Origin of the sequence: Mesorhizobium sp. BR1-1-3, from assembly GCF_020165455.1 — a bacterium.
Classification (GTDB): domain Bacteria; phylum Pseudomonadota; class Alphaproteobacteria; order Rhizobiales; family Rhizobiaceae; genus Mesorhizobium; species Mesorhizobium ciceri.
In genome coordinates this window covers 1-12,107 of sequence record NZ_JAIUIC010000031.1, presented here as the reverse complement: position 1 = coordinate 12,107, position 12,107 = coordinate 1, and the positions used below count along the sequence as shown (strand labels likewise).

Below are 12,107 nucleotides of genomic sequence, written 5' to 3'. Positions count from 1 at the left end.
CCTCAATGCAAAAGCACGCGATGCGCGCAACGAGTTCGCGAGTGCAACTTGACACCCCAGATAGTCGCTCTCCCCCCTCCGGAGGGAGAGGAAGGAAGCCTCGGCCTGGGAGGACACTCGGCCTAAGAGGACAGGCGTCGGCTCGGACAGCCTGGCGCTTTCCTCTACCCCGTCGATCGGGGGAGAGGTGTCGAGCGAAGCTCGACGGAGTGGGGGTCTATCCTTTGGCGCCGGTCGAGACGACTTGCGCGTCTGCATCGCAAGCCTACCCCTGCTCAGCCTGGATCCTGTTGTAGTCGTGGATGGTCCGGCTCAGCCGGCGGCGCAGGAAGTTGGAGATGTTGTCGAAGATGAAGACGACGGCCAGGATCAGCAGCACCATGTAGAAGACGTTGGCCCAGTTGGAGTTGGTGCGCATCGCTTCCCACAGCTTCAGGCCGATGCCGCCGGCGCCGACAGCGCCGATGATGGTGGCGCCGCGGGTGTTGGATTCCCACTGATAGAGCGTCTGGCTGATGAACACCGGCACCACTTCCGGCAGCACGCCGTAGCGCTGCACCAGGAGGCCGTTGGCTCCGGTCGAGGTAATCCCTTCGCGCGGCCTGTCGTCGATGTTCTCCAGCGCCTCGGAATAGGTTTTGCCGAGCGTGCCGACCTCTGTGAAGAAGATCGCCGCACTGCCCGCCAGCGGTCCCGGCCCGAAGGCACGGGTGAAGAACAGCGCCCAGATCAGCATGTCGATGGAGCGCATGAAATCGAAGAAGCGCTTGAGCACCTGGTTGACCAGCCGGCTGGGCGTGATGTTACGGGCGGCGAAGAAGGCCAGCGGGAAGGCGACGATGCCGCCCAGCATGGTGCCGAGAAAGGCCATAACGATGGTCTGCAGCAGCTTCGTCCAGACATCGCCATGCTGCCACTGGGCGTTGTTCCAGATGTTGTCGCCGGCCAGCGCCAGATTGGACGTGCCTGGTTTCAGTTCCGGTCCGGAGACGATCAGCGAAGCGACTTCGCTTGCCGACTTGCCGAAGAAAGGCGAACGCGTGTCGAAGACGAAGTTTGCCCAGCCTAGAAAGCGCTTTCGGATCCTGACGCGGTCAACGGCGACGCGGGCCTCGCCGGCAAAGCCCATGTCGGCGACGACCTCATCCTCATGCGCGGTGATCCAGCCGGGAACCGGTCCCGAGATCAGCGGCTTGCCGGTGCCGAGTGCGACCGCAACGGTCTCACCGTTGGCAATTATAGTCGCTTGCGTCTTGGTGAAGGTAATCGACTTGGCGGTGCCGTCGATCAGGATCGTCACCGAACCATCGGCATTGGTCTTGACCCAGTCCGGATCCGGGTTCGGGCCGAGCACCGAGAAGCGTGGATATTTGGCAGTGATCTGCGGTTCGTCGAGGCGGAAGATCGGCTGCACGTCGTAGCTGATCCACTGGGTCAGGAACAGCGGCAGGCGCTCCCAGTGCGATTCCCGCATGACCTGCGGCAGGTTGAAGAACCACAGCGCGTAGAGCAGATAGAGAAAGATGCCGCCAAGCAGCATCAGCGGCCCGAAGCGCTTGTGGAACGGCCGCTGGAATACCTGCGGGAAGCGCTCTTCGATCGACTGGATCTGATCGGCGGTCATGGTGGCCATGGTCAAGCGCTCATCACGAAAGCCTGCTCGCCGACCAGCTTGCGGCGCAGCCAGGCGGAGAACTGGTCGACGATGAAGATCGTCGTGAACAGGAGCAGCACGAGGGCTATCGTCTTGGCGCCGAAGCCGCGCGAGATCGACAGCTTCAACTCCTCGCCGATACCGCCGCCGCCGACCGCGCCCATGATGGTGGAAATGCGGACATTTATCTCAACACGCAGCAGCGTGTAGGACATGAAGTTGGGCAGCACCTGCGGCAGGCCGGCGAAGCGAACCCGCTCGAACCAGTTGGCGCCGACGGCCCTCAGGCCTTCCTCGGCGCGCATGTCGATGTTCTCGTTGATCTCGTAGAACAGCTTGCCCAGCGCGCCGATCGAATGCAGGCCGATGGCGATGATGGCAGCGATCGGGCCGATCGAGACGATGGCGGCGAACAGGCCGGCGATGACGATCTCGGGAAAGGCGCGCAGCAGTTCCATGAGGCGCTTGACGATCAGCCGCAGCACCGGATGCGGCGTCAAATTGCGCGCCGCGATGAAGGAGAACGGCACGGCGAAGACGAAGCCGATGAAGGTCGAGACCAGCGCCACGTTGAGCGTTGTCAGCATCAGCTCGAAATATTCGGGGATGTAGAAGCTGCCCCAGACATAGGAGCGGCCAAGCGGAAAATTGAATTCCTGGGTGCCGGTGTCATGCGGAGAAGCGATGTCGAACATCGCCCGCCAGACATCGTTCCAATCCTTGGGGACGAGCCAGCTCAGGAAATCCAGCAAATGCGGCAACCGGTCGAAGAAATGCCCGGCATTGGCCTCGTCGGCGAACCACATGGTGCTGCCGAGCGCGGTGATGAGCAGGCCGACACCGATGGCGGTGTAGAGCCGGCGCAAGGACGTCTGGCGACGCCAGGCGTCGGCCATCTGATGAGTGGCGCCGGAAGGGGCTGTCACGGAAAGGGTCATGATCGGACATGCAAGAAGGGCGGCGTTTTCTCGACGCCGCCCTTCCTGATTTCGCCGTTAGCCGCCGATGGCTGCCTTACGGGCTTCGACGATGACGTTGTAGAAGTCCGCCTTAACCGGGACGTAGCCGGTAAAGTCGCCGCCCTCGACGCCTTCGAAGCAAGCCTTGTCCTTCTTCGGCAACTGCGTGAAGAAGTCGGCGAGCTTGGCGGTCATTTCGTCGCCGAGCGCGGTGCGCACGACCAGCGGGCCGTTCGGGATCAGACCCGAGCGCCAGACCTCGACGAAGTCGTTGGGGTCGACGGCGCCCTTGGCGACTTCCTTGTGGAAGGTGCCGGAGGTGTAGCCGTCCTTGAAGTCGCCGATGCCGGAAGAATCGTCCACCGCCACGTCGACCTTGCCGTCACGCACGGCCAGGACGTTGTTCTCGTGACCGCCGTTGAACTGGGTCGAGGCGAAGAAGGTTTCGTTCGAAGCGCCGGTATCCTTCGGGATCTGGGTCAGCGGGATCAGGTAGCCGGAGGTAGAATCCGGATCGGCGTAGCCGAGCTTCTTGCCCTTGGCCGACTTGATGTCGGTGATGCCGGAGGATTTCAGCGCCAGGCCGATCGAATAATAGCCTGTGGCGCCGTCGGTCTGCTGGGTGGTGAGGATCGGGGTGACCGCCTTCGGGTCCTTGAGAGCGACGCTGGCGTAGCCGGAAGCGCCGAGTTCGGCGAAGTCGAGCGTGCCGCCGAGCAGGCCCTGGATGACGCCGTCATAGTCGGCGGCGGGGAACAGCGAGACCTTTTCGAAGCCGAATTCGGTCTTCAAATGGTCGGCGAGGCACTGGTAGTTGCGCAGCCGGTCGGTTTCGTTTTCGCCGCCGAGAATGCCGACGCGAAATTCCTTCATGTCGGCGGCATGGGCCATGCTGGTCGCCATGGCGAGCACCGAAACGGCGCCAAAGACCATCTTCCTGAACATTGGATATTTCTCCTGTAGGTTCCGGCCCCGCGCCGGCAGCGTTATCGATTTTGACAGGTGCCCTTGACGTGGGCTGGCGATCCCAACCGCTCTCAATATCCCGGGAATGCGGGCTCGAGCGGTCCGGCGGATGCGGCGATCTTTCGGCTGAAGGCAACGCTGGTCGAGGTGATGGCCTCGGAGATTTCCTGGCCATTGCTGTCGGCGCCGTAGACGAGGCGCACCGCCTCGCGGTTGAGCTCTTCCGGCGCGCCGTCGAAGACGACCTTGCCGGCAGCCATGCCGATGATGCGGTTGCAGTAGGTGCGGGCGGTGTCCAGCGTGTGCAGATTGGTGACGACGGTGATGCCTTCGCGCAGATTGATGTCCTGCAGCGAATCCATCACCACCTTGGCGTTGAGCGGGTCGAGCGAGGCGATCGGCTCGTCGGCGAGGATCACTCTGGGCTGCTGCATCATGGCACGAGCGATGGCGACGCGCTGCTGCTGGCCGCCCGACAAGGTGCCGGCGGGCTGCAGCGCGGTGCGGGCGATGTCGAGCCGCTCGAGTGCCGCGACCGCCTCGGCGCATTCGGCGCGGGAGAACATGCCGAACAGATTGGTGATGGTCGAGCGGTGGTTCAGCTTGCCGAGCAGCACATTGGTCAGCACGTCGAGGCGCGGCACCAGGTTGAACTGCTGGAAGATCATGGCGCAGTCACGCTGCCAGCGCCGCAGCGGCGAACCGCTCAGCTTCGAGACCTCGGCGCCGTCAAAAAAAATCGAACCCTGGCTGGGATCGATGAGACGGTTGATCATGCGAAGGAGGGTTGATTTGCCGGCGCCCGAACGGCCGATGACGCCAACCATCTGACCCTGCGGGATCGCGATGTTGATGTCGCTGACGGCAGTGTTCTTGCCAAATCGTCGGGTGACACCGCGGATTTCGAGCGTGGCGGAATTTGCTGGCATGGGGGCAGGTTCCAGTCCGGGACCATTGATCGTCAGGCTCTCGCCTAACGCAGCCACATGAACCTGCCGTGTCGCGATGATGTCAGTTTTGTTACGCTCCACAGGCCTTAGCTTGTCAGCCTGGCTTACCTGTAAGTTGCGCAAGGACCCACAGCATATAGAGTGGAGCTATCGCCGCCGTGAACAAAACACAGCCTAATATCATCAACGTTATTGAAGAGCCAACGTCGGATTGCCTCCAACGCTTAGCTGCAAGCTTAATCACCAAAATTCCCAACGCGACCAACCCCAGTCCAATGAAAAGAGGTATTACGACAATAAAGGTCACATTGCTCCATGGCTCTGGGTTGGGTGATTATTAGTTCGATGAAAGCACCATTCGCGTCAACCATGCTTCTCCAGAATGCCTCTGCGGACAGCTCACGGAAGTCCTCAAGGCAAGCGCGCAGCCTTGCATGGTCCCAGTGCCACCAGGCGAGCGCCTGGTAGCGTTCGGCCGTGCGGCGATCGAAGCGCTCGCGGATCGGCTTTGCCGGCACGCCGGCGACGATCGTATAGGGCGCTACATCTTTCGAGACGACAGCGCCAGCGCCGACCGCGGCGCCATCGCCGATGGTGACACCGGGCAGGATGGTCGAGCCGTGACCAAGCCAGGTGTCGTGGCCGATGGTGACCCGCTTGGCGCGGCGCTGGGCGAAGAATTCGCTCTCGTGCTCGGCATCGTCCCAGTAGTCCGAGGCGCGATAGGTGAAGTGATGCAGCGTCGGCCGCCAGGTCGGGTGGTTGGTGGCGTTGATGCGCACGCTGGCCGCGATGTTGGCGAACTTGCCGATCGTCGCACACCAGACCGAGCAGTCCTGCATCATGTAGGAATAGTCGCCAAGTTCGCTTTCCGAGACCCGGCTACGGTCGGCGATCTCGGTCCAGCGGCCGAGCGTCGAATTCTGTACATCCGCCGTCGGGTGGACCAGCGGCGTCTCGGACAATTTCCTGGTCATGCGGCGATTTTTCCGGGCGCGAAAGCGGTGACGTCGATGATGCGGTCGGCAACTGCCTCGCGTACATCGTGGTCATGGAAGATGCCGAGCAGGGCGACACCTGCAGCCTTCTTGGCGGCGATGAGTTCGATCACGAGATCGCGGTTCCTGGCATCGAGCGAGGCTGTCGGCTCGTCGAGCAGCAGGATCGGGTGCTCGGTGATGAAGCCGCGTGCGATGTTGACGCGCTGCTGCTCGCCGCCGGAGAAGGTCGCAGGCGGCAAAGCCCAGAGTTTCTCCGGCAGGTTGAGCTGCGCCAGCAAGGCGCGTGCCTTGCCGCGGGCAATCTCGCGATCCTCGCCGCGCTCGACCAGCGGTTCGGCGACGACGTCGAGCGCCGAGACGCGCGGCACGGTGCGCAGGAACTGGCTGACATAGCCGATCGTTTGCCGGCGTATGGCCAGCACGGTGCGCGGGCTGGCGGTGGCGAGGTCGATCAGCCCATCATCATGCGTGACGATGATCTGGCCTTCGTCGACGGCGTAGTTGCCGTAGAGCATCTTCAGGATCGAGCTCTTGCCGGCACCGGAAGGACCGCCGAGCACGGTGCATTCGCCAGCCCTGATCGAGAACGAGACACCGGCGACAACAGGCAGTTTGATGCCGTCGCGCAGGTGCATGGTGAAACTCTTGGCGACGTCGGAGACAACGAGGGGGGTTGCCATCAGAAGGGCCTCCAATTGTCGTTCGTTTGCGGGCCGACGCCCCCCTCTGCCTTGCCAGGCATCTCCCCCTCAAGGGGGGAGATCGGCAGCTTTCTCGTTGCGCTTGTTCTGCGACGTTGGAGAGTGGCGAAACCGAGGACGATAGCCAATCTCCCCCCTTGAGGGGGAGATGGCCGGCAGGCCAGAGGGGGGTGCCTTGGCGCCATCGTCAAACCTGCAAAATCGAGGAAACAAGCAATTGCGTGTAAGGCGCGCGCGGGTCGTCGAGCACGCGGTCGGTGAGGCCGCTTTCGACGACGCGGCCGTCCTTCATCACCATCATGCGCTGCGACAAGAGCCGCGCCACGGCAAGGTCGTGGGTGACGACGATGGCCGCCAGACCGAGATCGGTGACCAGACCACGCAGCAGGTCGAGCAGGCGGGCTTGCACCGAGACATCGAGGCCGCCTGTTGGCTCATCCATGAACACCAGGCGCGGCCCGGTGACGAGATTGCGGGCAATCTGCAGGCGCTGGCGCATGCCGCCGGAAAAGGCGCGGGGCTCGTCGTCGATGCGGTCCTCGTCGATCTCGACGCGCGACAGCCAGTCGACGGCGGTGGCGCGGATCCTGCCGTAGTGACGGTCGCCGACCGCCATCAGCCGCTCGCCGACATTGGCGCCCGCCGACACCGTCATGCGCAGGCCGTCGGCGGGGTTCTGATGGACAAAACCCCAGTCGGTGCGCATCAGGAAGCGGCGCTCGGCCTCGCTCATGCGGTAGAGCTCGCGGAACTGGCCGTCGCGCATGCGGTAGCTGGCGGTGCCGGAGCTCGGCAGCAGCCGGGTCGACAGGCAGTTGAGCAGCGTCGTCTTGCCGGAGCCGGATTCGCCGACGACAGCCAGGACTTCGCCCGGCCACAGGTCGAAGGAGACGTTGTCGCAGCCGACGCGCGAACCGTAGAATTTAGAAAGTGCTGCGACACGCAGCAGCGGTTCGTCGGTCATTGCGCCGGCTCCCTTGTTCCCGAGGCAAGATGGTTTTCCGGGGCAAGATGGCCGCGATAGCCGTCCGCTCGCCGCTTCTCGCAATGGTCCGTGTCGGAGCAGACGAACATGTGGCCGCCATGGTCGTCGAGGATGACTTCGTCGAGATAGACGTTCTCGGCCGCGCACAGCGCGCAGGGCTGGTCGAAGGTCTGGACCTCGAACGGATGATCCTCGAAGTCGAGGCTGACCACTTCGGTGAAAGGCGGCACCGCGTAGATGCGCTTTTCGCGGCCGGCGCCAAACAGCTGCAGGGCCGGCGAGCGGTGCATCTTGGGATTGTCGAATTTCGGCGTCGGCGAGGGGTCCATCACATAGCGGCCCTCGACCTTGACCGGATAGGCATAGGTGGTGGCGATGCGGCCGTGCTTGGCGATGTCCTCGTAGAGCTTGACGTGCATGAGGCCATATTCCTCCAGCGCGTGCATTTTGCGCGTTTCGGTCTCGCGCGGCTCGAGGAAGCGCAGGGGTTCGGGGATCGGCACCTGGTAGACCAGCACCTGGGCCGCCGTCAGCGGATGCTCGGGAATGCGGTGACGGGTCTGGATGATGGTGGCGCTGGCAGTGTCGGTCGTCACCGCGACATTGGCGACTTTCTTGAAGAAGGCGCGGATCGACACCGCATTGGTGGTGTCGTCGGCGCCCTGGTCGATGACCTTCAGCACATCGTCCGGGCCGATGATCGAAGCGGTGACCTGGACGCCGCCGGTGCCCCAGCCGTAGGGCATCGGCATTTCGCGCGAAGCGAACGGCACCTGGTAGCCGGGAATGGCGATGCCCTTGAGGATCGCCCGGCGGATCATCCTTTTGGTCTGCTCGTCGAGATAGGCGAAGTTGTAGGTGGCGATGTCGGTCATGGCGATCACATCCACATTGTGCTATCGAATTGGCGTCCAGGACGCGGAAAACAGGGGCGAATTCAGATGAACTCGACCGGATGGATGCATCTCGGAATTCTGTTGGTGGTGTTCGCCGGCGTCGTTCTCTTCTTCCTTCGGCGCATGATTCTGCCCGGTCCCAAAGAAGGCTCTCAAGGTGAGTCCATAGGCGTCGGCAATGGTGACTACTCCGGGTATGACGGCTATGGCGATCATTCCCACGATGGTGGCGGCCATGGTGGCGTCGGGCACTAAATTCATTCCGCAGCCTCCAATCCCCTGGCATAGCGCGCCAGCCGCTCATTGAGCGTGCCGGTGTGCAGTTCGAACATGTGGTTGTCTTCGTCGTAGAAATAGATCGAGCGGCCTTCACCCTCGACGCGCGGGCGCGGCGGGCGCATGTCGAGGCCGAGCCTGCCGATGCGCTCGGCATAGCGGTCGAAATCGGCGTCATCGATCTTGAAGGCGATGTGGTTGTAGCTGCGCTCCGGCAAGGGTTCGCCCTCCATGATGGCGACCCAGATGTCACCGATCAGGAAGAATTTTTCGCGCGACAGCGAGAACTGCCTGGCGTCGCTGGCATAGACTTCGCGCGCGTCGAATACGCCCTCGAGGATTTCGGTCATCCGCTCGAGATCGCGGACGATGAAGGTCATGTGGGAAAGGCCCTCGATCATTCCGCGGCCTCCCGCTTCTCTTCGACCTTCAAGGGGTTTTCGCGCGCGTCATATTCGGTGCGCATGCGGCGTACGAGATCGAGTTCTGCCTGGAAGTCGACATAGTGCGGCAGCTTCAGATGCTCGACGAAGCCGGTCGCCTGGACATTGTCGGAGTGCGAGATGACGAACTCCTCGTCCTGGGCCGCGGCGACGACATCCTCGCCGAGCTCTTTCGCGCGCAGCGCCCGGTCGCAGAGTGCCACGGCCATCGCCTTGCGTTCGCTCTGGCCGAAGACCAGGCCGTAGCCGCGGGTGAATTGCGGCGGCGCCTTGGCTGAGCCTTTGAACTGGTTGACCATCTGGCATTCGGTGACGCGGACAGTGCCGAGCGGCACCGCGAAGGGCAGTTCGGGCACGTCGAGCTCCAACTCGACTTCGCCGATGCGGATCTCGCCGACGAAGGGGTGGTTGCGGGCATAGCCGCGCTGGGTGGAATAGCCGAGCGCCAGCAGGAACCCTTCATCGCCGCGTGACAGCGCCTGCAGGCGGATGTCGCGCGCCATCGGGAATTCGAGCGGCTCGCGGGTGATGTCGCCGGGGACATGGTCCTGCGGCATGTCGCCATCCGGTTCGATCAAGCCTTCGCGGGCGAGGATCGCCGAGACGCGCGGCATGGCTTGCGCTTCCGTGTCGCGCAGCAAGGGCTCGGCGACATCGGCGCCGGCGGCAAGCTCGGGATCGAGCAGCCGGTGGGTGTAGTCGAAGGTCGGTCCGAGCAACTGGCCGCCGGGCAGATCCTTGTAGGTCGCCGAGACGCGCCGCTCGACCAGCATGTTGGCGGTGTCGATGGGCCTGGAGTAGCCGAAGCGCGGCAGCGTGGTGCGGTAGGCGCGCACCAGGAAGATCGCCTCGATCATGTCGCCGCGCGCCTGGACGATGGCGAGCGCGGCCAGTTCACGATCATAGAGCGAGCCTTCGCTCATCACCCGGTCGACGCCGAGCGCCAGCTGCTCGACGATCTGGTCGAGACGAAGGGCGGGCACCGAACGGTCGCCACGCCGGCGGTCGGCCAGCAGGCTGTGGGCGTTGGCGATTGCCGCTTCGCCACCTTTTACCGCGACATACATCTTACGCCTCCATCGTCTTGATGCGCGTCGTGCGCGGTAGGCAGGCGATGCCGCCTGATGTGGCGAGGATGATGTCGACGCCGCGCGGAAAGCGCTTGATATTCTGCTTCCACTGCTCGACGAAATGGCGTGGCATCTGCGCCGGCGCGATCGTGGCGCTGGTTTCGATGCCGGGACCTTCGAGCAATAGCGGCGTGCCGGAGACCAGATCGCTGACCTGCAGGATCAGCGTGGTCGAGCGGTCGGGATAATCCTGCGTGCCCTGCGAAAAGCCATCGAGCGCCATCATCTCGGCAGGTGCTGCGATCAAGGCGAAATGCGCATCGGCCGGTGTGTTGGCCAATGGCGCGCCGGTATGGAACCCAAGCCAGGATCTGATCGCGGTGGAGGCCTGCAAAGCCGGGTCGAGCCAGAGCGGCGTGTCATTGTCGCACAGCGCCAGTGCGATGGCGCCGGCGGTAGCCGAGAGCGGCACCGGCGGGCGGGCGAAGGCCGGCAGCGGTTGCACGCTGCCCGGCCGAGCCATTGCGTCCATCACGGCGCGGAACACGGTCTGGGCGTTGAAGACCGGATCGGCGAACCCGCCCTCGATCGATTGCGCTGCAATGTCCATCAGTCTTCTCCGCGAACCATGGTGAAGAAATCGACCTTCGTTGCCGCCGTCTCGGCGCGGCGTTTTTCGTGCGCCAAGGTCAGAGCCGACCGCAGAGGCGCTATCAGTCCGGTCTCGACCTCATTGCGGCGGGCAGGGTCCTGCCATAGGGCGTCGGCGATAGCCGCCAGCTTCGCCTTGTGCTTGTCGCGGCCAAGCGCATAGCAATGGCCGACCTGTCCGGTGGGTAGCCTGACCGTGGCGCGGGTGACGGTCGCCTCGCCGACATTGAAAGGGGCGCCGCCGCCGCCGATGCGGCCGCGCAGGGTGACAAGGCCGGTTTCGGGGCCGCGCAACAGCTCGGCGTCCGAAGGCAGTCCGGCCTCATTCCAGAGCCGTACGATGTCATCGCCGCTGGATTGCGTAAGGGTTGCCATGGCGGCTTTGCGCTCGGCCTGGTCGCGGGCTTCCTGTCCTCGCATCAGCAGCATTCCTCTTTTTTAATTTGTCTATTGATGTAGACAACTATACAAATTATATCTATTATCTAACGCGTGTCCATGACGGGTGGATGACAGCGATAGAAGACTGGGCGCTGGAAGGTTGGGGCAATGATGGTCGGGCGGCTGTTAGCGGACAGCATCGAGCGGCGCAGTGGCGTTTCGCTGTGGCGGCAGATCGCCGACAAGATCCTGCATGCGATCGCCATCGGCGATTTCACGGAGAATGCAGCGCTGCCGCCGGAGGTGGCGCTGGCAGAACGCTATGGCGTCAACCGTCACACGGTGCGCAACGCCATATCAGCCCTTGTAAGGGAAGGCGTGCTGCGGGCCGAGCAGGGGCGCGGCACCTTCGTACTGTCGCGCAAGCGGCTGTCCTATCCGATCGGGGCGCGCACACGTTTTTCGACAGGGCTGCAAGGGCAAACGACGGAACGGCACATCGTCCTGCTCGCCTCGTCGGTCGAGCCGGCCAGCCAGCGCGTCGCCGAGGGACTGGGTCTTCCCAAGGGAGCCGATGTGATCCGGCTGGAAACGCGCGGCGAAGCCGACGGACGGCCGGTGTCGCGCGCGGCGGGCTGGTTCGAAGCCCGGCGCTTTGCCGGCATCGATGCCGCGATGGCCGAGACCGGCTCGATCACCGCCTCGCTGGCGCGGTTCGGCATAGACGATTACCTCAGGCAATCGACTGTGCTGTCGGCGCGCCATGCCGATGCGGCGGACCTTGCCGACCTCGACCTGCAGCCCGGCGCTATCGTGCTGGTCACGGTCGCCGTCAACGTCACGCCGGACGGCCAGCCGATCCAGTTTTCGGAGTCGCGCTTCCCGGCCGAGCGGGTGGAGCTGAAACTGTCGGCGCTGTAGGAGTGCCGGGCTTCTACGACACCGTGATTATCTGACTCACGCTGAACTCGGTCGCGCTCATTTGTCAGCGGCTTGGCGTTTGAGGACCGGCTTCCCCCACTCCGTCTCGGCTTCGCCGAGCCACCTGTCCCCCCTCCGGAGGGAGAGGAAGGACGCCAAGGTCGGCGAACTCGCGCCCTTCCTCTACCCCGTCGATCGGGGGAGAGCGACTATCTGGGGTGTCAAGTTGCACTCGCGAACTCGTTGCGCGCAT

General features: G+C 63.7%; 13 protein-coding genes and 1 pseudogene. 1 reads left to right on the top strand and 13 read right to left on the bottom strand.

What is annotated here, in order from left to right:
- Window positions 1-265: 265 nt before the first annotated feature.
- From phnE (LB559_RS32730) to phnG, 13 genes and pseudogenes are all read right to left on the bottom strand, one after another.
- On the bottom strand, window positions 266-1,633 hold the full coding sequence (gene phnE, locus LB559_RS32730) for a phosphonate ABC transporter, permease protein PhnE (protein ID WP_224675894.1): 1,368 nt from the start codon (window positions 1,631-1,633) through the stop codon (window positions 266-268).
- Between the two features lie 2 nt (window positions 1,634-1,635).
- Entirely contained in the window at window positions 1,636-2,592 is a 957-nt protein-coding gene (phnE, locus tag LB559_RS32725; protein ID WP_024504428.1) for a phosphonate ABC transporter, permease protein PhnE, read from the bottom strand.
- A 57-nt stretch (window positions 2,593-2,649) separates the two neighbouring features.
- Window positions 2,650-3,558: a phosphonate ABC transporter substrate-binding protein gene (gene phnD / locus LB559_RS32720; protein WP_127370917.1), complete on the bottom strand. Its 909-nt coding sequence runs from the start codon at window positions 3,556-3,558 to the stop codon at window positions 2,650-2,652.
- Window positions 3,559-3,650: 92 nt separating this feature from the next.
- On the bottom strand, window positions 3,651-4,508 hold the full coding sequence (gene phnC, locus LB559_RS32715; RefSeq protein WP_224675893.1) for a phosphonate ABC transporter ATP-binding protein: 858 nt from the start codon (window positions 4,506-4,508) through the stop codon (window positions 3,651-3,653).
- A 384-nt stretch (window positions 4,509-4,892) separates the two neighbouring features.
- A pseudogene (locus LB559_RS32710) lies at window positions 4,893-5,506 on the bottom strand (DapH/DapD/GlmU-related protein).
- The gene (gene phnL / locus LB559_RS32705) at window positions 5,503-6,210 is read right to left on the bottom strand and encodes a phosphonate C-P lyase system protein PhnL (protein ID WP_224675892.1); all 708 of its coding nucleotides are present in this window, start codon (window positions 6,208-6,210) and stop codon (window positions 5,503-5,505) included. The pseudogene LB559_RS32710 and the gene phnL overlap by 4 nt, the downstream one beginning before the upstream one ends.
- 208 nt (window positions 6,211-6,418) lie before the next feature.
- Window positions 6,419-7,195 (bottom strand): phosphonate C-P lyase system protein PhnK, encoded by a 777-nt coding sequence (gene phnK, locus LB559_RS32700; RefSeq protein WP_013529518.1) that lies wholly within the window; start codon window positions 7,193-7,195, stop codon window positions 6,419-6,421.
- Complete coding sequence (locus LB559_RS32695; protein ID WP_063170339.1) at window positions 7,192-8,091, bottom strand: alpha-D-ribose 1-methylphosphonate 5-phosphate C-P-lyase PhnJ; 900 nt, start codon at window positions 8,089-8,091, stop codon at window positions 7,192-7,194. The genes phnK and LB559_RS32695 overlap by 4 nt, the downstream gene beginning before the upstream one ends.
- Window positions 8,092-8,112: 21 nt before the next feature.
- Window positions 8,113-8,373: a hypothetical protein gene (locus LB559_RS32690; RefSeq protein WP_224675891.1), complete on the bottom strand. Its 261-nt coding sequence runs from the start codon at window positions 8,371-8,373 to the stop codon at window positions 8,113-8,115.
- Window positions 8,370-8,789: a FosX/FosE/FosI family fosfomycin resistance hydrolase gene (fosX, locus tag LB559_RS32685; protein ID WP_127368878.1), complete on the bottom strand. Its 420-nt coding sequence runs from the start codon at window positions 8,787-8,789 to the stop codon at window positions 8,370-8,372. The genes LB559_RS32690 and fosX overlap by 4 nt, the downstream gene beginning before the upstream one ends.
- Window positions 8,786-9,898, bottom strand: a complete 1,113-nt coding sequence (locus LB559_RS32680; protein ID WP_224675890.1) for a carbon-phosphorus lyase complex subunit PhnI — start codon at window positions 9,896-9,898, stop codon at window positions 8,786-8,788. Before LB559_RS32680 ends, fosX begins: the two co-directional genes overlap by 4 nt.
- Before the next feature lies 1 nt (window position 9,899).
- Entirely contained in the window at window positions 9,900-10,511 is a 612-nt protein-coding gene (phnH, locus tag LB559_RS32675) for a phosphonate C-P lyase system protein PhnH (RefSeq protein ID WP_127368880.1), read from the bottom strand.
- A complete protein-coding gene (gene phnG, locus LB559_RS32670; RefSeq protein WP_224675889.1) occupies window positions 10,511-10,972 on the bottom strand; it encodes a phosphonate C-P lyase system protein PhnG in 462 nt (153 codons plus the stop codon). The genes phnH and phnG overlap by 1 nt, the downstream gene beginning before the upstream one ends.
- A gap of 132 nt (window positions 10,973-11,104) precedes the next feature.
- On the opposite strand from phnG, the gene phnF reads away from it, so the two are divergent.
- On the top strand, window positions 11,105-11,854 hold the full coding sequence (phnF, locus tag LB559_RS32665) for a phosphonate metabolism transcriptional regulator PhnF (RefSeq protein ID WP_164755509.1): 750 nt from the start codon (window positions 11,105-11,107) through the stop codon (window positions 11,852-11,854).
- The last annotated feature ends 253 nt before the right edge of the window (window positions 11,855-12,107 follow it).

Excerpts from the sequence above, each read along its gene's own strand:
- phnL (WP_224675892.1), bottom strand. The coding sequence starts at position 6,210 with ATGGCAACCCCCCTCGTTGTCTCCGACGTCGCCAAGAGTTTCACCATG.
- LB559_RS32680 (WP_224675890.1), bottom strand. The coding sequence starts at position 9,898 with ATGTATGTCGCGGTAAAAGGTGGCGAAGCGGCAATCGCCAACGCCCAC.
- phnF (WP_164755509.1), top strand. The coding sequence starts at position 11,105 with ATGGTCGGGCGGCTGTTAGCGGACAGCATCGAGCGGCGCAGTGGCGTT.
- fosX (WP_127368878.1), bottom strand. The coding sequence starts at position 8,789 with ATGATCGAGGGCCTTTCCCACATGACCTTCATCGTCCGCGATCTCGAG.
- phnE (WP_224675894.1), bottom strand. The coding sequence starts at position 1,633 with ATGGCCACCATGACCGCCGATCAGATCCAGTCGATCGAAGAGCGCTTC.
- LB559_RS32695 (WP_063170339.1), bottom strand. The coding sequence starts at position 8,091 with ATGACCGACATCGCCACCTACAACTTCGCCTATCTCGACGAGCAGACC.
- phnE (WP_024504428.1), bottom strand. The coding sequence starts at position 2,592 with ATGACCCTTTCCGTGACAGCCCCTTCCGGCGCCACTCATCAGATGGCC.
- LB559_RS32690 (WP_224675891.1), bottom strand. The coding sequence starts at position 8,373 with ATGAATTTAGTGCCCGACGCCACCATGGCCGCCACCATCGTGGGAATG.
- phnD (WP_127370917.1), bottom strand. The coding sequence starts at position 3,558 with ATGTTCAGGAAGATGGTCTTTGGCGCCGTTTCGGTGCTCGCCATGGCG.
- phnH (WP_127368880.1), bottom strand. The coding sequence starts at position 10,511 with ATGGACATTGCAGCGCAATCGATCGAGGGCGGGTTCGCCGATCCGGTC.
- phnG (WP_224675889.1), bottom strand. The coding sequence starts at position 10,972 with ATGCGAGGACAGGAAGCCCGCGACCAGGCCGAGCGCAAAGCCGCCATG.
- phnK (WP_013529518.1), bottom strand. The coding sequence starts at position 7,195 with ATGACCGACGAACCGCTGCTGCGTGTCGCAGCACTTTCTAAATTCTAC.
- phnC (WP_224675893.1), bottom strand. The coding sequence starts at position 4,508 with ATGCCAGCAAATTCCGCCACGCTCGAAATCCGCGGTGTCACCCGACGA.